Raw genomic sequence first — 23,139 nt, 5'->3', positions numbered from 1 at the left:
CCGCAGGCGCGTCAGGCCCCGCAGGCGCGGCTCACGGCGCCGGGCGGCGCACCGGCGAGGCGCCGAGCAGCGCGTTCCCGTCGACGCCGAGCGCGGCGGCGATCTCGGCCAGCGCCACCGCCTCGATGCCGCTGATCCCGTCCTGGTCGGCGACGTCGGCCGCGATCAGGAAGACGTTCTCGCGCTGCGCCTGCGGCCGGTCGGCGAGCGCGGCGGCGTGGCGCAGGTTCTCGGCCCGGCCCGCCCGCGTCCGGGCGCGGGCGATCCCGTCGTAGAGCTCGGCCTCCAGCATCAGGGTGTCGTAGCCCTTCTCGAGGATCGGGTTGGCCCTGAGGCCGGCCAGCGCCGTCTCGAACTCGGTGCCGGCCACCTCCCCGTCGGCGACGATGACGTTGGCGGCGGCCGAGACCGCCGCCAGCATCAGTGCCTTGTCGCCGGCATAGGCGGTCACCGCCTGGGTCAGGCGGCCGAAGATGTCTTTCAGGATGCTCATGGGAACCGGGTCGTTGAGGGGCGCCGATGCGTCGGGGGAGATAACAGAACCCGGGCGGTCCGTGTTGCGCCGATGCCCCCGCGGCGAACGGACATGCTTGGGAAATACGCGGGCGCGATGATGGCCCGTCGTCCGGCCTCTCGGTCCGGATGCCGGCCGACCGTCGGGCCGGGCGTGCCTACCCCCAACGGGCGCGCCCGGCCCGCATGGTCCGGCCTCATCGGGGCTTCGGCGACGCGGTCTCGTCGGCCAGGGCGTCGACCACCGCTCCGAGGCTCGCGCGGTCCGACGATCCGGCCGCGCGCGCCGCCGCGTACGCGGCGAGCTGCCGGTCGGCCCCCGTGCCGTGCCGGACGATGGTGCGGGCGCGCTCGCAGGTGGCCCGGCAATCGAGGGCGTCGGCATCCTCCGCGAGGCGCGCGAGCAGCCCCTCGACGATCTCGGCCATCGGCACCGCCCGCTCCCGCGTGGCGTCGATCAGCTCGGCCCGCACCCCGTCGCGCTCGGCCCGCCACAGGTTCTCCATCGCGAAGCCGCGCGCCGCCCCGGTGAGGCCGGCATTCACGCCGGGATCGCGGTCGAGCAGGCGCACGAGGCAGCGGAACAGGGCGGCGATGCAGAGCCCGTCCTCGATCTCGGAGCAGCTGTCGGCGATGCGCAGTTCCAGCGTCGGGTACTTCACCGACGCGCGCAGGTGCCACCACAGGAAGCTCGCATCCGCGATCGCGCCCGAGGCGGTCATCACCCGGACGTAGCGGTCGTAGTCGGCGGCGTCCGCGAACAGCTCCGGCAGGCCGGTGCGCGGCAGCTCGGCATAGGCCCTGAGCCGGTAGCCGGCGAGCCCGGTCCGCTGCCCCTCCCAGAACGGCGAGGAGACCGAGAGCGCGAGCAGGATCGGCAGGAACGGCATCAGCCGGTTCTGCAGGTCGAGGCGCGCGTCGGGACGCGGCACCTCGACGTGGACGTGGAGCCCGCAGACCACCGAGCGCCGCCCGACGATCTGCAGGTCGTCGATGATCCCGCGGTAGCGCTCGGCCGGCGTCGTCGATTGGCGCCGCCACGTCGCGGCCGGGTGGGTGCCGGCGGCGAAGACGCGCAACCCGTGCTCCCGCCCGATCGTCGCGAGGTCGGCCCGCATCGCGATCAGGCGCGCGCGCGTCTCCGCGATGCTGTCGGAGGGCGGGGTGCAGGTCTCGACTTGGCTCTCCAGCATCTCCCGCTCGGCCGATTCCATCCGCGCCTGGACGGCGGCATGGAAGGCCCTCACCCGGCCGCGAGACGTCTTGCGGGGGGTGTTGCGGGTCTCGGCGTCGGCGAGGAAGAACTCCTCCTCCATGCCGAACCTGTAGACGTGAGCCATGCCGCCTCCCCCCGCGCCGTCCGCGAGGGGTCTACGCGCCGACGGGCGCCCGGTTCAGCGCCAGAACGGCTTGAGGTCGGCCAGCGTGCCGTGGGCCTCGGCCGCGCCCGCGAGCAGCTCGTCCGCCTGCGCCTCCGAATCGGCGGTGGCGAGGCCCGCCGCGAACAGCGCCTGGCCGTCGAGCGCGTCCGAGGCGGGCCCGGACGCATCGGCGAGTCCGGCCATCACCGCATGCGCGGTGGCGAGGTCGTTGAGGCCGCCGAGGTGGTCCTGCAGGTCGGAGAGGGCGGCGGCGAACGCCTTGTGGCGCCGGCGCGCCTTCCGGCCGCCATAGAGGCCGGCGAAGAACTCGGCGCCGTAGCGCAGCTTCTTGCCGGCGATGCGGACGCGATGACGCGCCTCGGGATCGAGCCGCTCGATGTGGCGGCCGCGCTTGGCGATCCGCCGGCGCAGGCGCTCCAGCACCTCCGTGGCGAGGTCGCGGGCGGGCGCGTCGCGGAGCTTGCCCACGCCCTCCCGCCACGGGCCGGCCTCGATCCAGGCCAGGAGGTCGAGGAGCAGGCTGCGCCATTCGGGCGAGGTCAGGATCGCGCCGACGGCGTCGTGCGCCCGGTCGCGCTCGGTCTCCAGGCGCTCGCGCAGGCCGGCGAGCCCCGGCTCGTCCGGGCGCCGGGCGATCTCGTCGGGCAGGGTGGTCTCGAGGAAGACGTCGAGGTTGCGCGCCCGGCCGAACGGCTCGGTGACGCGCTTGATCTCGTCGCCGAGCGTGGCCGCCCGGGCGTCGCCCGCCAGCATCGGCCTGAACAGCCACAGCGCGGTGCGCAGCCGCCGCAGCGCCACCCGCATCTGGTGCAGCGCCTCCGGGTCGCGGGCGTGGCCCCAGACGTCCTCGTTGAGGCGCAGGTGCCGCAGGCACCCGAGCGCGATGTGGCGGAAGGCCTCGCCGCCGGTCGCGTCCTTCGGCAACGGCGCCATGTCGGACTTGCTCGGCCGCGCGGCCTTGCCGTCGCGCAGCGCGAACCCGCGGGCGCTCTTCGACAGCACGCCGATCCGCAGCGGCACCGTCTCGGCGAGCGCCTGGGCCAGCGCGAACAGGTCGGCCGGATCGCCGGATTCGAGCTCCAGCTCGAGCTCGCACAGCGGGGCATCGCCCCGGTCGGTCTCGACCCGGCCCTCGTCGAGGGTCGCCGCGATCCGCGAGGCGCCGTAGGTCACGGGCCGGACCGAGCGCATCACCACGGTGCGGAACTGGGCCGCCAGGTCCGGCGCCTCGGCCTTCGCGAGGAGATCGGCCACCGGCGTGTCGGCGAAGGCCGCCGGCTCCGGCGCCTCGCCGGCGACCGGGCTCTCCCATTCCGCCCGGTCGAACAGCCCGGCCGCGCCGGAGCCCGCCTTGACGGTCTGCACGAAGGCCTCGCCCGTCCGACGCACCCGCAAGGTCAGGTCGGCCTCGCGGAGCGCGCCGTCGGCGGTGTCGAAATAGGTCGCCGCGAGGAGCTTCGGCTCGGATGCGGCCCCGTCGGCCTGCCCCTGCAGCAGCGGATGGGCACCGAGTGCGGCGAGGTCTGGGCCCGTGCATTCCAGCTTCAGCTCGATCTCCCGCGGCGTGTCCATGAAGCGTTCGTCCGTCCGTTCCGGGCCGCAGCCCCTGTCACCGCGAGAACGCATCGGAGCCACCTCCGATCCGTCCGGATCGCCCGCCGTGTAGCACGCGCAGGGCGGCGGTGGCGCCCTCGGCCGCATCCGCAAAGTTTGCCCTTTGCGCGACCGACGCTTCGTGCAAAAGCTTGGCGCAAGAGCGTGTTGTGCACAATCGACCCGACCGTCTTGCGGGTCCCGCCGCATCCGGGCGGGGCCTCGGCTCGATGCCGAGCCGGCGGTCGCGTCGCGGATTGGGCTGCGCGTCGTCCTCGTTCACGGGAACGGTGCGCGTGTTCGGTGCGTCTCCCGGCCATGCCCCCGAACGACCGCCATCCGGGGCGGGCGCGCGGCGGCGACGGTTCGGAGGCACGCCCGGTCGGGACGGTGACGATAAGCGATGAAGACACTCCTCGTCGGCGTGATCGGACATGTCGATCACGGCAAGACCGCGCTGGTGCGGGCGCTCACCGGCATCGAGACCGACCGGCTGAAGGAAGAGAAGGCCCGCGGCGTCTCGATCGTGCCGGGCTTCGCCCTCCTCGCGCCCGAGGGACGCGACGGGGAGATCGACCTCGTCGACCTGCCCGGCCACGAGCGCTTCGTCCGCGCGATGATCTCGGGCGCCACCGGCATGGGGGCGGTGCTGCTGGCGGTCGACGCCAACGAGGGCATCAAGCCCCAGACGATCGAGCACCTGGAGATCGCCCGGCTGATCGGCGTCCGCCGCGGCGTCGTCGCGCTCACGAAATCCGACCTCGTCGCGCCCGACGCCCTCGCCGAGCGGGCGGCCGAGGTCGCGGCGGTGGCCGCGCGGGCGGGCCTCGAGGCGCCCGCCGTCGTCGCGACCTCGACGCTGACCGGCGCCGGCCTTCCCGCCCTGTCCGAGGCGCTGGCGGCCCTCCTCGACGCGAGCCCGCCGCGGGCCGACGACGGCTTCCCCTACCTGCCGGTCGACCGGGTGTTCTCGCGGGCCGGCTTCGGCACGGTGGTCACCGGCACGCTCCGGCGCGGGCGCCTTTCCGTCGGCGACGCGGTCGCGATCGTGCCGGGCGGGCCGACGGCGACGGTGCGCGGGCTGCAGATCCACGGCCGCGCCGTCGCGACGGCCGAGCCCGGCCGCCGGACGGCGGTGGCCCTGCGCGGCGTCGGCCTGTCCGACCTGAGCCGGGGGCAGGCGCTCGCGCCGCCGGACCTCTTGGTGCCGTCGCGCTGGCTCGACGTGTCGCTCACCGCGAGCCCGGGCGGCGATCCGCTCCCCGGCGGCACGGCCCTGCGCCTGCTGTTCGGCACCAGCGAGGTCGCGGCCCGCCTGCGCCTCCTCGATCGCGACGCGCTGGAGCCCGGCGCGATGGCGCCGGCGCAGCTCCATCTCGACGCGGCGGTCACCGTGCCGGCGCGCGAGCCGTTCATCCTGCGCCGCGACTCGCCGGCGATCACGGTGGCCGGCGGCCGGGTGCTCGATCCCGACAGCCGCCGCCGCAAGCGTCACGACCCGCGCGTGCTCGCCGACCTCGCCGGGCTCGCCGGCGGCGGGCCGGCCGAGGCGCTGGCGATCCGCCTCGCGCAGGCCGGCGCGGCCGGCGCCGGCCTGCGCGACCTCGCCCGCGTCAGCGGCACGGCGCCGGACCGGGTGCGGGCGCTGCTGCCGGCGCTCGGCGCCCGCGAGGTCGGCGAGCGCATCCTCGGCGGCCCGGCCTTCGCGAGCCTTCGCGACGCGATCCTGGCGGTGCTCGCCGGCCACCATCGCGACCAGCCGATGGAGCACGGGCTGCCGGCCGAGCGCATCGTCAAGGCGCTCGGCCTCGCCGAGCCGGTCGCCGCCGCGGCCCTGCGCGACCTCGTCGCCACCGGCGACGTCGCGCAAGGCGGCGCCCTCTTCCGCCGCGCGGCGTTCAACCCGGCCCGCAACGAGAGCGAGGTCGCCCGGCGCCTGGAAGCCGTGTTCCGCCAGGCCGGGCTCAACCCGCCCGACGAGGCGGAGGCGATCGGGCGCGACGTGCGCCGCCGCGAGGCGCTGACCTACCTCGTCGGCGCCGGCACGGTGATCCGCGCCGTCGACCGGGTGCAGCGCCGCGCCGTGCTGTTCCACAAGGCGGCGGTGGAGGAGGCCCGGGCCAAGCTCCGCACCGCCTTCCCCGGGGCGACCCAGCCCGAATCCGGCTTCCTCGCCCGCGAGGCGGGGGCGGCCTTGGGCATCTCGCGAAAATTCTCGATCCCGCTGCTCGAGCACCTCGACGCCACCGGCTTCACCCGCCGGGCCGGCGACCGGCGGGTGATCGTCGGGTAGGCCTTCGCGGAGGCCGCCGTCTCAGCTGGCGATCGGAAGCGGCTGCGCGGCGGCGGCTCCGGCGATCGCGTCGGCGAGGTAGGCGGTGTCCTGCGCGATGCCGGAGAAGCGCCCCGAGCCCCAGGTCCAGAGCCAGGGCATGCCGACGACGTAGAGCCCGTCCTGGGCGGTGACGCCGCGGCGGTGCACCGGCAGGCCGCGGCCGTCGAGGATGTCGGCCTCGACGAAGCCGAAATCGGCACGGAACCCCGTCGCCCAGATCACGCTGCGGATTCCGGCCGTCGCGAGGTCGAGCACGGGCTCGAACGGGCCGGGCTGCCAGACGGGGGCGTAGTGCGCCTCCTCCGGGGCCGCGATGCCGGCTGCCGCGATGTGCCGGTCGATGGCGGCCTGGATGCCGACATGGACCGCGTCCGCCCCGTCGAGGTTCTTCGCAAGATCGTCGGCGAAGGCGAGGCGGGGGCCGTCGATGCCCGTCAGCCGCCCGTGCAGGCGCATGCCTTCCAGGGCGAAGCGGCGCAGGTCGATGTCGCGCCCGCCGTCGCGGCCGGTGAGGTAGTGGTTGGCCTTGCGCCGGACCTCGTCCTTCAGCGGATGCTTCTCGACCGTGAGGTCGTACTGGCCCATCTCGGCGAGCCAGTCGACGGCGTCGCGCCCGCGGTAGACCCGCGGGCAGCGCGGCGCCGAACCGGTGACGAGATGCACCGTCCGGCCGGCCAGGTGCAGGTCCTCCGCGATCTGGCAGCCGGACTGGCCGGAGCCGACGACGAGCACCGCCCCGTCCGGCATCTGCGCCGGGTTGCGGTAGGCCGAGGAATGGACCTGCCGCACCTCCGCCGGCAGGCCCGCGGCCATCGCCGGGATCGCCGGCAGGTGGTAGCCGCTGATCGCCAGCACCACCGCGTCGGCGGTGTGGACCCCCTCCCCCGTGGCGACGGCGAATCCCCCCTCGGGCCGCGGGCGGATCGCCGCGACGCCGACGCCCTCGCGCAGGGGCGCCGCGATGTGGCGGGCATAGGCCTCGATGTAGCCGACGATCTCCTCCCGCCGCATGAAGCCGTGCGGGTCCCGGCCGTCATGGGACGGCCCGTCGTAGGGGAAGTCCGGCAACCGGCACTGCCAGTTCGGGGTGACGAGGCAGAAGCTGTCCCAGCGCTGGGTCCGCCAAGTGTGCGCGATGCGGTTCTTCTCGAAGACCACGTGGCGGATGTCGCGGTTGGCGAGCTGCCGGCTCATCGCGAGCCCGGCCTGGCCGCCGCCGACGACGATCACGGGCCAGTGCGCGGGCGAATGGGTGTCCGGCTCGGGCTGGCGGCTCATGGCGCGTCTCCTGGTCTCTGGCGAAGGCCCGCCCGCGTGCGGGCGGAGCGAACGGTCATTCCTCGCGAACGGTCATTCCTCGAAGGCCTCGACGTGGACGGTGCCCGGCGCCTGCCGGCGCGCGCCCTCCTCGATCCGGGCGAGCTGCGCGAGCGCCCGGCCGCAGGGGAAGCCGTAGCGCTCGCGCACCCGTTCGCTCGCGATCCCGAGCGCGGTGCGGCTCAGCGCGACGAACTCGGCCAGCGGATAGTCCTGGCCGACCGCGAGGTGGTCCTTGATCACCAGGGAGGGCGAGTAGCAGGCCTCGCGGGCGCCGTCGGGCCAGCGGATGTGGAAGCGCATCTCAGGCATGGGACGTCTCCAAGCGCCGGCGCGCGCAGGCGGCGTAGGCCGGCAGGTGCCGCTCGGCGCAGAGCCGCCAGGGATGGGTCTTGGCGATCGCGAGCCCGGCCGGGATCAGGCGCGCCCGGACCTCCGGGTCGAGGGCGGCCTTCATCGCGCGGGCGATCGCGGCGGCGTCGTCGGGATCGACGAACAGGGCGTCGCGGGGCCCGAGATACTCGGTGAACGGCGCGCAGTCGGAGACGATCGCCGGGGTGCCGCTCGCCATCGCCTCGAGCACGCAGAGGCCGAACCCCTCGCTCAGCGACGGGAACACCAGGGCGTCGGCGCGGCGGTAGAGGGCCGGCATGACGGCCTGCGCCACCGGCCCGGTCTCGACCACCGCCTGCCCGGGCCCGACGGCGAGACCCGCCCGCGCCAGCGCGTCCCGGCAGCGGGCCCGGTAATCCGCGTGGTCGAGGAGCGAGGCGCCGCCCGCCACCACGAGCTGCGCCTCCGGGTGCGAGGCCCGGAACGCGGCGAACGCTGCGACGATGCCCAGCGTGTTCTTGCGCGCCTCGAAGCCGCCGACGGCGAGCAGCACCGGGCCGGTCCTGAGGCCGAAGCGCGCCGCGACCGCCGCGTCGTCGTCGGCCGGCTCGGGTGCGTAGGCGTCGGTGTCGATCCCGTTGCCGACGATCGTCGCCTCGGCCCCGTAATCGCTCGCGAGCACGCCCTTCCAGCCGGCGCTGACGCAGAGCAGCGCCTGCGCGTCCAGGATCGCCCGGTCCTGCCACTGCGCGAGCTGCGGATCGCTGAACGCGTCGACGTGGTGGACGGTGCGGACGAAGCCCGGGATCAGGCGGCGGCGGGCCAGGGTCGCGAGCGCGTTGCCGCCGATGCCGCAATGGGCGTGGAACAGGTCGAAGTCGCAGGCCGCCGGCGTCGCGAAATGGCGGAGGTAGTCGGCGATCCGCGCCCGGACGAGCTCGACCGTCGTCCCGGCCGCGGGCTTGGCCGCGACCGAGACGGTGGGGCAGCGCGCGGGGCGGAAGAAGCCGCCGCCGGTGGGGTCGGGGGCGTGCACGCTGGCCTCGTGCCCGAGCCCGCACAGCGCTTCCGCCAGCGCCAGGGCATGCACCACGCCGCCGCGCGGGTTGGTCGAATGCGTCAGGATCGCGATGCGCAGCTGCCGCGGCATGGGTTCACGCTCCCTCGCCGCGGGTCGCGCCGCAGCCGATCAGCGGCGAGCTGCCGAAATCCCACACCACTGCCTCCTCCGTCCCGCGCGCCACCCGCGCGACCCGGCTCGCGTCGAGGCTGCCGATCCCGGCGGCCGCGATCCCGCGTTCGGTGAAGCGCCCGACGACCGCGGGCGCCTCGGCGGGGGCGGCCGCGACGAGGTAGCCGAAGCTCGGAAAGGCGGTGAGCCAGCGCTCCAGCGCGACGCCGTCGGGGATCGGGAGCCGGTCGAGGTCGATCCGGCCGCCGACGCCGGAGCATTCCATCAGCATCAGCGCGGTGCCGACGAGCCCGGCCATGCTGATGTCCTTGGCGGCCCGCGCCAGGCCGTCGGCCGCGAGCCCCGCCAGGATCGCGACGTCGCCGCGCAGGCGCTCCGGCGGCGCGCCGGTCGCGGCGTCCCAGTACGGATGGGGCTCGCGGAAGCGCCCGCGCAGGTCGATGCCGGCGATCAGCACGTCCCCCGGGGCGGCGTCGAAGCTGGTGAGCAGGCGCCGGCCGGCCCGGCCGAGGATCGCCACCGCGAGGTGCTCGGCGCCGTTGCGGGTGTTGGTGTGGCCGCCGACCACCGGCACGCCGTAGGCCTCGGCGCCGGCCCGCAGGCCCGCGAGCACCGGGTCGGCGTGGTCCTGGTCGCGGCTCCACAGGGCGTCGACCACCGCGACCGGCGTCCCGCCCATCGCCGCGATGTCGCTGACGTTGACCATCACGCCGCAGAATCCGGCGAAGTACGGGTCGGCGGCGACGAACCCGTCGAGGAAGCCCTCGATCGCCAGCAGGAGGTGCCCGTCGCCGTCGGGGATCGCGGCGCAGTCGTCCCCGGCCGGGACCGCGAGGCCGCGCGCGCCGAGCCGGCCGATCCCGAGCCTCCCGACGACCGCGTCGATGTCGCGCTTGTGCGCCAGCCCGCGGCTTTCGCGGACGGCGCGGGCGATGGCGTCGAGGCTGGGGGGCGCCGTCACGCGGCCGTCGCCGGCCGGCCGCGCGGCAGGGTGACGAGCCCGTGCTCGGGATCGTGCATCGGCGGGTAGTGGGCGAGGTCGGCCCGCATCAGCCGGTGCGGCCGGCCGTGCAGGTCGACCGCGCCGAGGTCGTCCCAGTGCAGGCCGGCGAACAGGGCGGCGTTGCCGGCCTGGACGTGGGCGAGGAAGCGCGTGCAGCCGCGCGCATGGGCCGAGGACACCGCGACCCGGATCAGCCCGGCGCCGAGCGCCCCGACCCGGCGATGCCCGCGCTCGACGGCGAGCCGCGAGCCCCACCACTCGCCGGGCGTCTCCGGCGCCGCATGGATGCGGACGGTGCCGACGACCGCGTCCGGGTCGCCGCCGAGCGTCGACAGGGCGCAGATCGGGATCGCATGCGCGTCGAGCGCATCCGCGTCGCTCCCCGCGAAGAGGCCCTGCTCGGCGCAGAACACCGCGCGGCGCAGGCGCGCGCAGGCGCGCCGCTCCCAGGGGGCGGTGGCGAACTTCACCCGGAACAGGCTCGCGCGATACGGGGCGACCGGCTCGAACATCTCAAGGCCTCCGCTCGTAGGCGGAGAGCGCCGAGCAGGCACCGCAGCGGCCGCAGCCGGCCTTGATGTCGGCCGAGCGGAGGTCGGCCCGCGCCAGCATCCCGGCCAGCGGCTTCAGGATCGCGTGCATGAAGTCGGGGGACGGGGCCGGGTGGCTTTCCAGCGGCGTGCCCGAGATCGGCACGAACGGCACCACGAACGGGTAGACCCCCAGCGCCACGAGCCGCTCGGCCATCCCGAGGATCGCCTCGGGCGCGTCGCCGAGGCCCGCGAGGATGTAGGTCGAGACCTGGCCCCGCCCGAACACCGGCACCGCGGCCGCGAAGGCCTCGAGATAGCGCTCCAGCGGGACGCTCGCCTTGCCGGGCATGATCCGGCTGCGGACCTCCGGCGTCACCGCCTCGAGGTGCATGCCCAGCGCGTCGATGCCCGAGGCCCGCATGCGGGAGAACCAGCGGTCGTCGTCGGGCGGCTCGCACTGCGCCTGGATCGGCAGGTCCACCGCGGCCTTCACCGCGAAGGCGCTCTCGCACAGGACCGCGGCGCCGCGGTCGGTGGCGTTCGGCGTGCCGGTGGTCATCACCATGTGCTTGACGCCGTCGAGCAGCACCGCGGCGCGGGCCACCTCGGCGAGCTGCTGCGGGCTCTTGTGCGCGACCGTGCGGCCGGCCGCCAGCGACTGGCCGATCGCGCAGAACTGGCAGGTCCTCGTGCGGCTCTGGTAGCGGATGCAGGTCTGCAGCACGGTGGTCGCGAGGACGTCGCGCCCGTGCAGCACCGCGATCTTGGAATACGGCACCCCGTCGAAGGTCTGGAGCGCGTAGAAGCGCGGCTTGTCCGGGAAGGTCACCCGCCCGACCACCGCGCCGTCGTGCTCGATCAGGCTGAACCCGTCCGGCCCCGGGCGCTGCACGAGGAAGGGCGATTCGAAGGCGGTGGCGGTGTGGACCGGCACCATCACCGTGCGGCCCGAGATCGTCATCGCCTTGTGGTCGGAGGGGCCGGCCCCGCCGCGCCGGCTCTGGACGCCGGGGCGGCTGTCAGCCAGCCGGACTCCGTAGGATTGCAGCGCGTTGATCAGCCGCTCGGTCGGAAGGCCGGGCGCCGCCGGGCCCGGAGCCGGGGAGGCCGGCGACGGGGCGGTCGAACCGGTCAGGAGCGGGCTGTCCATGGTCTGAACTCCGGGTCGTCGCGGGAAGGCGGTTCGTCGCGGGAGGCGTCGTCGTCACGGGAAGCGCCGGGCGCGCGTCGTGGTTGAGGCTGAGCAGCTCGGGCCGGGCGTAATGGCCGACCGAGTCCATCATCCGCTTGCGCTTGGTCACGAGCGCGAGGTCCATGTCGGCGATCACGAGCCCCTCGCCCGCGCGCAGGGGCTCGGCGAGCAGCCGCCCTTCCGGCGAGACGATCGCCGTGAAGCAGCCGCCGCGCATCGCGCCCCGCAAGCCCTCCTCCGGGCAGGCCTTGGCGATCTGGTCCTCGGAGAGCCATCCGGTGGCGTTGACCACGAAGCAGGCGGCTTCGAGCGCGTGGTGGCGGATCGTCACCTCCATCTGGTCGGCGAAGACCTGGCCGACCAGCGAGCCCGGGAACTGGGCCGCGTGGATCTCCTCGTGCTGGGTCATCAGGCAGTAGCGGGCGAGCGGGTTGTAGTGCTCCCAGCAGGCGAGCGCGCCGACGCGGCCGACGGCGGTGTCGACCACGGTGAGACCCGCCCCGTCGCCCTGCCCCCAGATCATGCGCTCGTGGTAGGTCGGCGTGATCTTGCGGCGCTTGAGCGCCAGGCTTCCGTCGGCGTCGAAGATCAACTGCGCGTTGTAGAGCGTGCCGTGGTCGCGCTCGTTGACGCCGAGCACGATCACCATGCCGTGGCGGCGGGCGGCGGCCGAGACCGCCTCGGTGACGGGGCCGGGCACCACGACCGCGTGCGCGTAGAGCCGCAGGTGCTCCGCCCCCTGCATTGCCGGCGGGCTGACGAAGGAGAAGTACGGGTAGTACGGCACGAAGGTCTCGGGGAAGACGACGAAGCGCGCCCCCTTCCCCGCCGCGTCCGCGACCGCGTTCAGCACGCGCTCCAGGGTGTTCTCGGGCCGGTCCAGGTCCGGCGCGATCTGGACCGCGGCGGCCCGGACGATGCGCGGCTCCGCCATTGTCCGCCTCCTCGCTCGTGATGGGTGCCGGCGGCCGGCCGCTCAGACGGTCCAGGTGTCGATGATCACGGCGTTGTCGCGCTTGTGCAGCAGCACGATGTCGAGGACGTCGGTCGGCGCGATCGGGCGGATGCCCTCGATCAGCGAGGGCTCGCCGTGGCCGTAGAGCGCCTGGAGCGCGAAGCGGCAGGCATAGACCTTGCCGCCCTCGGCGATGAACTTCGCGATCTGGTTGTTCATGTTGAGGTGGCCCGGGAACGCCTCGTCGCCGAGCGTCGGGAAGCCGCGCTGGATGCCCAGCGTCACGCCGGGGCCGTAGAGCAGCACCGAGGTGTCGAAGCCCTTGCGCTGGAGGCGCGTGGCCTGGAGCAGGTTCACGAAGCCGATCGAGCCCTCGAACGCGACGGTGTGGAAGGTCACCAGGGCCTTCTGCCCCGGCTCGGCCTTCACGTCCTCGAAGACCTTCTCCTCGTAATCGACGAAGTAATCGCCCTTCTTGTGCTTGTCGGTGCTGACGGCAGGCATCGGCCGCACTCCCTCTTGTGCATCGCGGCCTGCGGCGGATCGAATGATCCCGGCCGCAGGTTCAATCGAGGATGGCAATCCCTGTGCCAGCGAGACGCCGACGACGTGCCGTTTCGGCGCCCGGTGCGGGATGCGGTCAATCATGCGGTCAATGGTCGATGCGGCGCGATCGACGTCTGTTTGGAAACGTCGCCGAACGACGCGGCATCTGCCGATAAAATGGGCGCCATTATTTTGAATTCTCTGGCGAGTACTTGACCGGATTGACCGTATCGCTCGCGCGGTTCGCGGCGCTCGGGCGTGCGGCACGCCGATTGCTCCCGATCAATCGACGATTGACTGCATCCTGACCGGTCGGGAGGCGAGAATGAGCCGCGCGACGCCGAAATCACGCGTCTCCGGGGCGCCCGCTCCGGGATCGCGCCCGGAAGACGGCTGGTGCCCCGACCTGCGGCGCTTCGGCAAGCCGCACTACCTCGCCATCGTCGAGGCGATCGCCGAGGACGTCCGCACGGGAAAGCTCGCGGTCGCCGAGCGCCTGCCGCCGCAGCGGGTGCTCGCGGCCCGCCTCGCCCTGAACTTCACCACGGTGGCCCGCGGCTACGTGGAGGCGCAAGGCCGCGGCCTCGTCGAGTCGCGGGTCGGCCAGGGCACCTTCGTGTGCGATCCGGCGCGCAGCCTCCAGGCGCCCCGCCCGGCCCTGCCGCGCCGCCGCGGCGCGGTCGACTTCTCGATGAACCTGCCGCCCGAGCCCGACGACCCGCGGCTGCAGGCGCGGATGCGGGCCGGCGTCGCGGCGATCGCCGACGACCTGCCCAACCTCCTGCGCTACCAGGGCTTCGGCGGCACCGACGCCGACAAGGAGGCCGGCGGGCTCTGGCTCGCGCGGCGCGGGGTCGTCGCCGGCCACGACCGGCTCCTGCTCTGCCCTGGCGCGCACAGCGCCCTCGACGCGATCCTCGGCTCGGTGGCGCAGGCCGGCGACGTGCTCTGCACCGAGGCGCTGACCTATGCCGGCATCCGCTCGCTCGCGGCCCATCGCGGCCTGCGGCTCGTCGGCCTGCCGACGGACGCGGACGGGCTGGAGCCCGACGCCTTCGCGGCCGCCTGCACCCGGCTCGCGCCCAAGGCGCTCTACCTCAACCCGACGCTGCAGAACCCGACCACCCAGACGATCGGCCGGGGCCGGCGCGAGGCGATCCTCGCGGTGGCGCGCCGCTACGACGTGGCGATCGTCGAGGACGACGCCTACGGCTTCGTCTGCCCGGACCCGCCCCCGAGCTTCCAGCAGCTGGCCCCCGAGATCACCTACTACGTCGCCGGCCTCGCCAAGTGCCTCGGGGCCGGGCTGCGCCTCGCCTACTGCGTCGCGCCGAGCGCCCGCGCGGCGCTGCCGCTGGCCTCGACCCTGCGCGCGGCGACCGTGATGGCCTCGCCGCTCACCACGGCGCTCGCCACGCGCTGGATCCTCGACGGCACCGGCGAGGCGGTGCTCGGCTTCGTCCGCACCGAGTCGCAGGCGCGCCAGGCCATCGCCGCCCGCCTGCTGCCGGGGGAGCTGGTCCGCTCCGATCCGAACGGCTTCCATCTCTGGATGCGGCTGCCCGAGGGCTGGACCCGCTCGGCCTTCGCCAGCCAGGGCCGCGCCGCCGGGCTCGGCGTCGTCGCGAGCGACGCCTTCTGCGCCGCGGGCCCCGCCCCCGAGGCGGTGCGGATCTGCCTCGGCGGCGTCGGCGCCCGCGCCGAGGTCGCCCAGGCGCTCGAGGTGCTGGCTCACGCGCTCGGGCGCGCGCCGACGCTCGCCTCCGCCTACATCTGAGCGCCTGCCCGACCCCGTCGCGAGCCGCCGGTGCGGCGTCGCGTGCCGGAACTCGCCGGCGCCTGCTGCCATTCCGCTCCTATCCCGAGGCCGCGCGACCCCGCGCGATGCCCTTCGCTCACGCTTCTCCGGACGGACTTTCATGCAGCATCTTCGACGCGACCTCGCCGCGGCCGCCCTCCTCGTCCTCGGGACCGCCGCGGGCCATGCCCAGGGCAAGCCCCTGCCCGCGCCGTCGAGCGCCGTGATGCCGCCGGTCGAGCTGACGATCACCGCCGAGGGCGGCAAGCCGGTCTGCGCGCCGGCGGAGCTGCGCCTGCCCGCCAACACCGACGTCGCGCTGCACGTGGTCAGCCACGCCGACACGCCGGTGACGATCACAGCGGCGGGGCTGTTCGAGAACGGCCACGTGCTCCATGCCGACGGCGACCTCGTCCACGTGGCGAGCGAGAAGGGCTACCTGATCAAGCGGGACGGCCAGGGCACCCTGCGCGTGCGGACGCTCGAGGCCGGCGACCACGACTTCGCCTGCACCAGCACGGCCAACAAGAACGCGCCGTTCGTGGGCAAGCTCGTGCTCACGCCGCCGGCGAACTGATCGGCGAAGCCGACGAGCCGCGGCGCGGGCGTCCGAACAGGTATCACCGGAATTCAGCCTTAATTTTGCGTTACGAATTCAATCGGAATTCAACAGGTGTTGCAGACGGGACCTTTCGGTCGGCCCCGTAGGATCGTATTCGGATCCCGCAAGCCCGAACGCTCCGATGGTGCCCGTGCCGAACACCGCGTCCGCCCGCCGCGTCACGAAACCCCTGCGGGGACTGATTCGCGGCGTCGCCCTGCTCACCGGGTTGTTCGTCCTGCCGAGCGCGGTGCTCGCCTACGCCGACCTCCTCCCGGTCCCGTTCGATTTCGGCCTCGGCGATGCGGTCGCCGAGATCGACCTGCCGCACGTCGCCCGGCAGATCGCCATCGGCGCACCGCTGCGCATCGTCGCCTTCGGCTCGTCCTCGACCGAGGGCATCGGCGCCAGCACGCCGGCCAACGCCTATCCCGCCCGCCTGCAGGCGGATCTCCGCGCCGCCCTGCCGAGCGTCGCCGCGAGCATCACGGTGCTGAACCGCGGCATCGGCGGCGAGCACGTCGACGACATGCTGCGCCGGCTCGAGCGGGACGTGATCGCCGCCGAGCCGCAGCTCGTGATCTGGCAGACCGGCAGCAACGACCCGCTGCGCGGCGTCACCATCGAGCATTTCCGCGAGGCGACGGTCAGCGCCGTGCGCCGGATGCAGGAGGCCGGCATCGACGTCGTGCTGATGGAGCCGCAATGGTGCCCGAAGCTCGACGCCACCCCCGGCTCCGACCGCTTCCGCGACGCGGTGCGCGAGATCGGCGACGCGCTCGACGTGCCGGTGATCCGCCGCGCCGACCTGATGCGCGGCTGGATCCGCGACGGCAAGCTGACCCACAGCCAGCTCTTCTCCGCCGACGGCCTGCACATGGCCGACCGCGGCTACGCCATGCTCGCCAAGGCCGCCGCCGCCGCGATCATCGAGGATGCCGGCCGCGTCCAGGTCACCGAGGCGGTCGCCGAGTAGCGCCCGGCTCAGCGCTTCGGCCCGTCCGTCGGCTTGTCCGCCCGATCCCACTGCGCCTTCGCCTCGGCCGCCGGCTTCGTCAGCAGCACCTTGCCGTCCACCGTGCCGATCTACGCGATCGGCACGGCGTGATGGCGTCCGCCGGCATCCCGGTCGGTCTCGGCCAGGACGATGGTGCCGTTCTCGACCTTGTCGACGGTGCCGACATGCGCCCCGTCGGCGCCGACCACCTCCATGTGCTCGGCGATGCGGGCGGCGCCCGCCGCCGGCGTGGTCTGCGCCTCGGCCGCGGGCGCGAGCAGGATCGCCGCGGCGGAGGCGAAAGCACGGCACCCGACGGTCTGCAAACGGTTCGGCATGGGCGATCTCCCTCGCTGCGCCGCGGCCGGCGTCCCTCCCAACCGCCCGGGGCCCCGCCCGTTTCCCGCGCCGGGCCGGCCGCTGGCCCGCGGCTTGCGCATGCCCTATCGCGGCGTGAGCCTTCGCATGGCGGCCCTTCGTGTCGCCGGTCGTTCCCGGCCGAGGCCCGAGGCGGCGGCCCCGACACGGGCTCGTCGCGCAAGCGTGTCACGCCGCACGGCGCAGGAACCGGCACGGTTCCGTACGGACGAGGTGGGGATGGACTGCCCGGAACGTATCGCGATCCTCGGCGCGCCGACGGAGGTCGGCACCAGCGAGCCCGGCTCCGTGATGGGCCCGGCCGCCCTGCGCACCGCGGGCCTCGTCCGCACCCTGCGCGACCTCGGCCACGCGGTGGCCGACCATGGCGATGCGGTGCCCGACGGGCCGGCCGACGCGGTCGGCAGGCCCGCGGTCGCGGCCTGGACCCGGGTGCTCGCCCGCCAGGTCGAGGCCGCCCTCGACGCGGGCGACCTGCCCGTGGTCGTCGGCGGGGATCACAGCCTGTCGCTCGGGACCGTCGAGGGGGCGATGCGCCACTGCGCGCGGACCGGCCGGCCGCTCTTCGTGCTCTGGCTCGACGCGCATGCCGACTTCAACACCCCGGAGACCTCGCCTTCGGGGAACCTGCACGGCATGCCGCTGGCGGCGCTCTGCGGCGAGCCGGGCCTGTCCGACCTGTTCGCCGACCCCGACCGCCCGGCCCTCGACCCGACCCGCGTCCACCTGTTCGGCCTGCGCTCGATCGATGCCGGCGAGCGGGCCCTCGTGGCCGCGCGCAACGTCGAGGTCACCGACATGCGCCACATCGACGAGTTCGGCGTCGTGGCGCCGCTCCGGCGCAGCCTGGAGCGGGTCGCCGAGGCCTCGGGCCACCTCCATGTCAGCTTCGACATCGACTTCCTCGATCCCGGCCTCGCGCCGGCCGTCGGCACCACGGTGCCCGGCGGGGCGACGTTCCGCGAGGCGCACCTGATCATGGAGATGCTGCACGATTCCGGCCTCGTCGGCTCGCTCGACGTGGTCGAGCTCAACCCGTTCCTGGACGAGCGCGGCCGCAGCGCCCGCGTGCTGGTGGAACTGGTCGCGAGCCTGTTCGGCCGCCGCATCCTCGACCGCCCGACCCCGATCGCCGCCGTGCCTGCGCCCGCGACGCGCGGATGAGCGACCGGCTCGCCGTTTCGGACCGGACCGACGCCGTCTCGCCCGAGACCGCGCCGGCGCGCCAGCGCTCGGTCGGCCGGGTGATGCTGCGCGTCGCCGCCGACGGCGCCGGCACGGCGACGCGGATCGCGGACCTCGCCGAATCCGGCCCCTCGCGCCTGCGCTTCCCGCGCGCGCATGGGGGCGCCGCGGAGGCGATCCTGGTCAACACCGCCGGCGGGATCGCCTGCGGCGACGACTTCGCGGTCTCGCTCGCGCTCGAGGCCGGGGCCGACCTCGTCCTCACCACGACCGCGGCGGAGAAGATCTACCGCTCGGACGGGCCGGTGAGCCAAATCGCGAACCGCGTCGCCCTCGGCCCGGGGGCCCGGCTGGCCTGGCTGCCGCAGGAGACGATCGTGTTCGACCGCGCCCGCCTGCGGCGGCGCTTCGAGGCCGATCTCGCCCCCGATGCCGGGCTCCTGGTGTTCGAGGCCGTGGCCTTCGGCCGGGCCGCCCGCGGCGAGCGGGTGGAGGCGGGGCTGTTCGAGGACGTCTGGCGCATCCGGCGGGGCTGCCGCCTCGTCTACGCCGACAGCCTGCGCCTCGACGGGCCGATCGCTGCCCGCCTCGCGCGGCCCGCGATCGGCGGCGGCGCCAGGGCCTACGCGACGGTGCTCGACCTCTCCCCCGGGGCGGAGGCGCGCCTGGACGAGGCCCGGGGCCTGCTGGCGGAATGCGGCGCGAACGCCGGCTCGGGGGTCGAGGCCGGCGCGAGCGCCTGGAACGGCCACCTCGCGATCCGCCTCCTCGCCACCGATCTCGGGCCGCTGCGCGCCGTCGCCGCCCGCCTGCTCGTCCGCTACCGGGGCGTGGCGCTCCCGCGGGTGTGGCAGGCCTGAGGGCTCGGCGGCTTTCGACGGCCGGCGGTCCTTCGAAAGCGCGAATGCCCGACGATCCTGCGGAGATACGGCCTCGCGCCCGTTGCTCAGCGCCCGCCTCGTCTGCTAGAGACCCCTCACCCCGCGCCGGCCGCCCGGCACGGGATCTTGCGGGCGCCCCGTTTCGACGGCCGCGCCGGAGCGACGAGGCCTCGTGGCGGAGTGGTTACGCAGAGGACTGCAAATCCTTGCACCCCGGTTCGATTCCGGGCGAGGCCTCCACGTCACGTCCTCCCATCTACTTTTCCTTGACCCATCCCCGGCGATCGATCGCAGGCGCCGCGCGTCCTCCGGCATCGCGACGCGAAGCCTGAGCCTCGTGGCGCGGCCGCCTCGTGGCCCCGGCGCAACGCTGTTGCCGAGGTTCCATTCGCGCCGCCCGAGGCAGCCCGCGCGAAATGCAAAACATCCACCCGAGGCCCTTGCGCGCCGTACCGACGCTGTGTAGATCACCCCCCGTGATCCCCGATAGCTCAGTTGGTAGAGCAGGCGACTGTTAATCGCCTTGTCGCAGGTTCGAGTCCTGCTCGGGGAGCCATCACCTCTCCAAGCCATTTTTCGGATTGATCTTTTCGCTCCGAACCCCGCACCGGTTCAGGAGAAGCGGAGATGGACATTCGAGCTGCTGCCCTCTCTGCGACCCGCTCGGCGAGTTTCGCTCGGTCGGCTCCGCGCAGGTAGGTCGCGCTCGCGGCTCCCCTCAGCCCATCCGAACCAGGCGTTCAATTCGGCCTCCGTGGCGCCCTCCTCCGCCGCGCGCCCGCCTTGCGCAGACCGTGCGCTGCGCCAGCTCGCAGCATCACTCCGAACCGCGGCGCATATTGCGGACCGGGCGGTCATCGCCGCCTTCCTCGAGGACGCGGCGACGACCATGGCCGCTCACAACCCGCTGTCTCGAACGAGCGCGGGCGCTCGGCGCCACTGGACCGGGCGGCAGCGAGAATTCGCATCGTTCGGCCGCCGATGCCCACGGTGGGCCGGAGGCTCGGTTCGATGCCCTGCCACCTCACGGCAGTTGATACGGTCAGGTCGGATCTTCGGTCAGGTCTTTGAACTCGTCCTTGAGGCAAGCATGCACGCGCCTGAGCCATAGCTGAGCTTCAGCCTCTTCAGCCTTGGCGGCCTCTGCCTGCTTCTCTGCAAGCTTCGCCCTGGCTTCCGACAGCCGAGCCAGTTCCTCAGCCCTCTCGGCACGGGCGATGGCCGCGGCCGCTGAAGCTTCGGCAGCCTCGGCGCGCCGTTCGGCCTCCTCGGTCTGCTTGAGGCTACGGCGAATGATCGACTGAGACTGGCGGGACACCTCCTGCGCGAAATCGCGTGCCCGGCGCACGCGGTCTCCAACGTCGCGGATCAGGTCGAGCGCGGCAGGCCAGTCGGTTTCGCCAGGACCGACATCCGCAAGCCTTGGCGGTGAGATGCCCGGCTCCACGAAGAGGGGTACGATCTTGCTGACGGACTGCAGCCCGGCCGCCAGCTCGGAGCTGCTGCGCCAAGCATCGTCGGCCGGGATATCACGTCCGGCCGGGCGGACGGTGATTGCAGGACGCTGAGCTGAGTTCGGCATCACGCAGTTCTCTTCACATCCGGCTCAAGGGTGAACTCGCTCGCGATCGTGTCGTAGACGCGTGTGAGCCACTCCTCCGCGATCCGCGCTCGCTCTTCGGCCGCCTTTACCCTCTCGTCGGCCAGCTTCAGCATGGCGTCGGCACGGCTCTGAATTTCAGCGGTGCGCGCCTCAGCGACTCGGACCCGCTCGGCGGCGTTGCGGACATCTTCGCGGACGCGGTCGAGCACCTCCTGGACGCGCAGCTCCTGTTCTTGAGCCTGCGCCTCGACCTCGCGGGCGTGATTGGCCGCATGCCGAACCCGCTCGATCAGCTTCGACCAATCCTGTGGCGAGGAACGACGGGTGGGAGCGCCTCCACCACCGATGTCGTCGAGAGGCCCGACCAACCTCAACACGTTGGCCAGGTGGGTGTCGGTCGAGGAGGTCACATTCGTAGGCGCTTCGAGTTCGGAGGGGCTCTCCCAGGGGTATCGCTTGCTCGGACCCGTCATGACGCTTTCATTTCGCCTGGCTTCGTTCCGGAACCGCCATCCCGGGCTCACGGTGTGAGCATGTCCAAGAAGCCTAAAATATACTGATGTGTCTACCTGGCGCGCTTCTTATTGCCTTTAATTGATATCGCTTCCGCGCGGCGGTTCTTTATTGAGAGACCGTTGTGGCGGTTGAAACACAACATGCCGAGGAGCGCTGACATATGTAGCGTCAGATGCTCGATAACCTCGGCGCTCAGATCTGCCACCGGTGCCGGAAGCCCGCTCGCTCTCGGGGGTATGGACTCCCGACACGGTCGTCGCACAATCAGCCGCTGGCACCCAACCCCTCGTGCTCCCCCCGCTACTCCCAGTCGGCGGCCGATCCTTCGGCAGCCCGCTCCAGGAACGTGGCCGGGGCCTTCCAGCCAACCTCCGCGCCGTTCGGATCGCCCCGATCCGGCGGCACGTAGCGACCGCGGTTGTCCTTCAGGCGCCGTCCCTCGCGAGAGGCATCGGCGTGGCTCCGTTGAATGGAGCCCCTACGATCCGGCCGGCGTATGAAAGTCGAAATGGCGTGCGCGGTCAGCGGTCGAAAATAATTTTCGGCAGCCGCTGACGGAATCGGGTTGCGCCTTACCCCGTCGGCCCGTGTACGCACTGGGTCCGTCCAACGTCGGGTCACGAGGGTGCGAGAGCAGGTTGTCGGCTGGAATGTAGGCGGCGGCCCTGCTCGAAGGGGCAAACAGGACCGTCGCAACAGATCGAGCGACCTGCTGGCCGCGGATGCGGCGGCGTCCACGGTGGATCAGATGGGTTGCTGAGGGATGAGCGACGAGACGACGGCTCTGGTCCTGGCGCTCGCGACCGAGAACGCGGAATTGCGCGCGGCGCTCGCCGAGGCTCAGGAACTCTTAATCGAGACCGCCGTCGATGCCGGCGAGATGCATGCCCGTGTCGAGGAATTGCAGATGGAGTTGGCCGTGGCACGTGCGGACCGTGATGCCTGGATGATCCGCGCGAGGCGGCAGGCCTGATGATCGCCCCCTACATCTGCCAGCCACGCGATACGGAATTTCGGACCCTGCTGGGAGCGCTCGACGACAACCTGCGGACGCGCACCATCCACAACCTGGCCAGGCTTCGCGTCGATCGCGAGGGCGGCGAGGGTACGTATCGGGACATGCTGGCCCTGATCGCCGCCGGGGGCACCGGCGCGCTCGCGGCCCAGCGTGCCCTGGACCGTGTCCACGAGAGAGCCGAGAGGAACCTCTCGGACGTCCTGGCGGCCTTAGCAGAGGGCAGCGCCACCTGACGGCTCGGTACGGATCTGCCGACCGCGAATGCGGCGCAGACCACAGCCGGCAGATCGATGGCCGCCGAGCTATCCAGACCGCTGTTCCTACCCGATCGACGGGCGCGAGCTGTCGGCCATGGTCCGGTTCCGGCGTGCCGGCGGCGCCTGCGAGGGCTGCGGACGACCGCATGGGCGCATGGTTTCCCACCTGGGCGACGGGCGGTGGCGGAATGCCGAGGTTGGCACCTGGCGTGACGGGAAGGGCAAGAGCCTCACCGCGCTGCCGCGTGAACCACGACCGGCCCGAGCATTAGCGGCGGCGGTCGCCGTTCCGGCGCCGTGCGCTGGGCGACCTATTCGGTGGCACCGAACTGCGCCCACGGGCCAGCCAGGCGCCCGACTGCAGCGCCCTCGAAGCGGATCCCTTCGGCAGTCAGTCAGGGTGTGAACTTTGGGGGTAACGCGCGTAGTGCGACCCAGGAAAGCCAGGCCGAGACAGCAGGGCTGTTTGCCCACCAGGGACTTACGTGAAAGCGTGCGGATGGCGGGGCGCGCCTCATGATGCGAGGGCGTGATTGGATCAGAATAGAGGAATTGCAGGTGTGTCTTAGTCGCTACAGCAACTGCGCGGGAAAAGGGTATCTAGCAGTCAACTAGGCACACCGATCGGCACCCGACATATGAACAAGATCCTTACGTCCCTCGCAGCCTTCACGGCTCTCACCGCTGCCGCGTCCGCCGCCGACCTTCCGCGTCGCGCTCCGCCGCCGGTGTTCACCCCGGTTCCGGTGTTCACCTGGACGGGCGCCTACTTCGGTATCAATGCCGGCTACGGCTTCGATGCCAACGACAACCGCGGCGCCACCGTCGTCGGTGTCTCGCCGCAGAACGCGATCTTCGCCGGCCCGGCCGGTGGTAACCGCGCTGGCGTGCTCGCCTTCGGCGGCAGCCGCGGCAACGACGGCTTCACCGGCGGTGGCCAGGTCGGCTACAACTACCAGTTCACCCCGGGCTCGGGCGTCGTGATCGGCATCGAGGCCGACGCGCAGTACG

The 23,139-nt window shown here is 73.1% G+C and carries 22 protein-coding genes, 2 tRNA genes and 1 pseudogene; 11 read left to right on the top strand and 14 right to left on the bottom strand.

Annotated elements, in window-relative coordinates; all coding sequences use genetic code 11:
- Window positions 1-31: 31 nt before the first annotated feature.
- The 3 genes from FV227_RS21175 to FV227_RS21165 form a co-directional block, all read right to left on the bottom strand.
- Window positions 32-493 carry a tellurite resistance TerB family protein gene (locus FV227_RS21175; protein ID WP_147859830.1) on the bottom strand — a complete coding sequence of 154 codons (462 nt, stop codon included), beginning with the start codon at window positions 491-493 and terminating at the stop codon, window positions 32-34.
- Window positions 494-710: 217 nt separating this feature from the next.
- The gene (locus tag FV227_RS21170) at window positions 711-1,853 is read right to left on the bottom strand and encodes a carboxylate-amine ligase (RefSeq protein WP_147859829.1); all 1,143 of its coding nucleotides are present in this window, start codon (window positions 1,851-1,853) and stop codon (window positions 711-713) included.
- 54 nt (window positions 1,854-1,907) lie between these two features.
- The gene (locus tag FV227_RS21165; protein WP_147859828.1) at window positions 1,908-3,467 is read right to left on the bottom strand and encodes a CYTH and CHAD domain-containing protein; all 1,560 of its coding nucleotides are present in this window, start codon (window positions 3,465-3,467) and stop codon (window positions 1,908-1,910) included.
- Between the two features lie 424 nt (window positions 3,468-3,891).
- Here FV227_RS21165 and FV227_RS21160 point away from each other — a divergent pair, with 424 nt between their 5' ends.
- Complete coding sequence (locus FV227_RS21160) at window positions 3,892-5,781, top strand: selenocysteine-specific translation elongation factor (protein WP_147859827.1); 1,890 nt, start codon at window positions 3,892-3,894, stop codon at window positions 5,779-5,781.
- 21 nt (window positions 5,782-5,802) lie between these two features.
- Here FV227_RS21160 and FV227_RS21155 read toward each other — a convergent pair whose 3' ends face one another.
- From FV227_RS21155 to FV227_RS21120, 8 genes are all read right to left on the bottom strand, one after another.
- On the bottom strand, window positions 5,803-7,101 hold the full coding sequence (locus tag FV227_RS21155) for an MSMEG_0569 family flavin-dependent oxidoreductase (RefSeq protein ID WP_147729116.1): 1,299 nt from the start codon (window positions 7,099-7,101) through the stop codon (window positions 5,803-5,805).
- Window positions 7,102-7,173: 72 nt separating this feature from the next.
- Window positions 7,174-7,452 carry an MSMEG_0570 family nitrogen starvation response protein gene (locus tag FV227_RS21150; RefSeq protein ID WP_147729117.1) on the bottom strand — a complete coding sequence of 93 codons (279 nt, stop codon included), beginning with the start codon at window positions 7,450-7,452 and terminating at the stop codon, window positions 7,174-7,176.
- Window positions 7,445-8,623 carry an MSMEG_0565 family glycosyltransferase gene (locus FV227_RS21145; protein WP_147729118.1) on the bottom strand — a complete coding sequence of 393 codons (1,179 nt, stop codon included), beginning with the start codon at window positions 8,621-8,623 and terminating at the stop codon, window positions 7,445-7,447. Before FV227_RS21145 ends, FV227_RS21150 begins: the two co-directional genes overlap by 8 nt.
- A gap of 4 nt (window positions 8,624-8,627) precedes the next feature.
- Window positions 8,628-9,626: a sll0787 family AIR synthase-like protein gene (locus FV227_RS21140; protein WP_147844051.1), complete on the bottom strand. Its 999-nt coding sequence runs from the start codon at window positions 9,624-9,626 to the stop codon at window positions 8,628-8,630.
- Window positions 9,623-10,180 carry an MSMEG_0567/Sll0786 family nitrogen starvation N-acetyltransferase gene (locus tag FV227_RS21135; RefSeq protein WP_147859826.1) on the bottom strand — a complete coding sequence of 186 codons (558 nt, stop codon included), beginning with the start codon at window positions 10,178-10,180 and terminating at the stop codon, window positions 9,623-9,625. Before FV227_RS21135 ends, FV227_RS21140 begins: the two co-directional genes overlap by 4 nt.
- Window position 10,181: 1 nt before the next feature.
- The gene (locus FV227_RS21130; RefSeq protein WP_243933860.1) at window positions 10,182-11,228 is read right to left on the bottom strand and encodes an MSMEG_0568 family radical SAM protein; all 1,047 of its coding nucleotides are present in this window, start codon (window positions 11,226-11,228) and stop codon (window positions 10,182-10,184) included.
- Complete coding sequence (locus FV227_RS21125; protein ID WP_246686372.1) at window positions 11,221-12,327, bottom strand: Nit6803 family nitrilase; 1,107 nt, start codon at window positions 12,325-12,327, stop codon at window positions 11,221-11,223. Before FV227_RS21125 ends, FV227_RS21130 begins: the two co-directional genes overlap by 8 nt.
- 42 nt (window positions 12,328-12,369) lie before the next feature.
- Window positions 12,370-12,852 (bottom strand): MSMEG_0572/Sll0783 family nitrogen starvation response protein, encoded by a 483-nt coding sequence (locus FV227_RS21120; RefSeq protein ID WP_147729031.1) that lies wholly within the window; start codon window positions 12,850-12,852, stop codon window positions 12,370-12,372.
- Between the two features lie 367 nt (window positions 12,853-13,219).
- Between FV227_RS21120 and FV227_RS21115 the strand changes: the two genes are divergently transcribed.
- The 3 genes from FV227_RS21115 (at window position 13,220) to FV227_RS21105 (ending at window position 16,269) form a co-directional block, all read left to right on the top strand.
- Window positions 13,220-14,671: a PLP-dependent aminotransferase family protein gene (locus tag FV227_RS21115; RefSeq protein WP_147859825.1), complete on the top strand. Its 1,452-nt coding sequence runs from the start codon at window positions 13,220-13,222 to the stop codon at window positions 14,669-14,671.
- A gap of 142 nt (window positions 14,672-14,813) precedes the next feature.
- The gene (locus FV227_RS21110; RefSeq protein ID WP_147729670.1) at window positions 14,814-15,269 is read left to right on the top strand and encodes an anaerobic typically selenocysteine-containing protein; all 456 of its coding nucleotides are present in this window, start codon (window positions 14,814-14,816) and stop codon (window positions 15,267-15,269) included.
- Between the two features lie 214 nt (window positions 15,270-15,483).
- Window positions 15,484-16,269: an SGNH/GDSL hydrolase family protein gene (locus tag FV227_RS21105; protein ID WP_243945963.1), complete on the top strand. Its 786-nt coding sequence runs from the start codon at window positions 15,484-15,486 to the stop codon at window positions 16,267-16,269.
- 110 nt (window positions 16,270-16,379) lie between these two features.
- On the opposite strand, the gene FV227_RS21100 is transcribed toward FV227_RS21105, so the two are convergent.
- Window positions 16,380-16,628 (bottom strand): DUF2171 domain-containing protein, encoded by a 249-nt coding sequence (locus tag FV227_RS21100; RefSeq protein WP_210246733.1) that lies wholly within the window; start codon window positions 16,626-16,628, stop codon window positions 16,380-16,382.
- A 259-nt stretch (window positions 16,629-16,887) separates the two neighbouring features.
- Between FV227_RS21100 and rocF the strand changes: the two genes are divergently transcribed.
- From rocF to FV227_RS21080, 4 genes are all read left to right on the top strand, one after another.
- Entirely contained in the window at window positions 16,888-17,832 is a 945-nt protein-coding gene (gene rocF / locus FV227_RS21095) for an arginase (protein WP_147859824.1), read from the top strand.
- Complete coding sequence (locus FV227_RS21090) at window positions 17,829-18,713, top strand: urease accessory protein UreD (protein WP_147859823.1); 885 nt, start codon at window positions 17,829-17,831, stop codon at window positions 18,711-18,713. The genes rocF and FV227_RS21090 overlap by 4 nt, the downstream gene beginning before the upstream one ends.
- Before the next feature lie 187 nt (window positions 18,714-18,900).
- Window positions 18,901-18,974 (top strand) — tRNA-Cys (locus tag FV227_RS21085).
- A gap of 240 nt (window positions 18,975-19,214) precedes the next feature.
- A tRNA-Asn gene (locus FV227_RS21080) sits at window positions 19,215-19,290 on the top strand.
- 486 nt (window positions 19,291-19,776) lie between these two features.
- Here FV227_RS21080 and FV227_RS21070 read toward each other — a convergent pair.
- Together FV227_RS21070 and FV227_RS21065 are read right to left on the bottom strand one after the other, a co-directional pair.
- A complete protein-coding gene (locus tag FV227_RS21070; protein ID WP_147728418.1) occupies window positions 19,777-20,316 on the bottom strand; it encodes a hypothetical protein in 540 nt (179 codons plus the stop codon).
- Window positions 20,316-20,810, bottom strand: a complete 495-nt coding sequence (locus tag FV227_RS21065) for a hypothetical protein (protein WP_187274893.1) — start codon at window positions 20,808-20,810, stop codon at window positions 20,316-20,318. Before FV227_RS21065 ends, FV227_RS21070 begins: the two co-directional genes overlap by 1 nt.
- A gap of 806 nt (window positions 20,811-21,616) precedes the next feature.
- Here FV227_RS21065 and FV227_RS21060 point away from each other — a divergent pair.
- The 3 genes and pseudogenes from FV227_RS21060 to FV227_RS21045 all read left to right on the top strand — a co-directional run.
- On the top strand, window positions 21,617-21,826 hold the full coding sequence (locus FV227_RS21060) for a hypothetical protein (RefSeq protein ID WP_147728420.1): 210 nt from the start codon (window positions 21,617-21,619) through the stop codon (window positions 21,824-21,826).
- Window positions 21,826-22,104: a hypothetical protein gene (locus tag FV227_RS21055; RefSeq protein ID WP_147728421.1), complete on the top strand. Its 279-nt coding sequence runs from the start codon at window positions 21,826-21,828 to the stop codon at window positions 22,102-22,104. The genes FV227_RS21060 and FV227_RS21055 overlap by 1 nt, the downstream gene beginning before the upstream one ends.
- A 662-nt stretch (window positions 22,105-22,766) precedes the next feature.
- A pseudogene (locus FV227_RS21045) lies at window positions 22,767-23,139 on the top strand (porin family protein); the annotation flags it as partial.

This window comes from Methylobacterium sp. WL119, assembly GCF_008039875.1.
Classification (GTDB): Bacteria; Pseudomonadota; Alphaproteobacteria; order Rhizobiales; family Beijerinckiaceae; genus Methylobacterium.
This window is presented reverse-complemented; position numbering and strand designations above follow the sequence as displayed.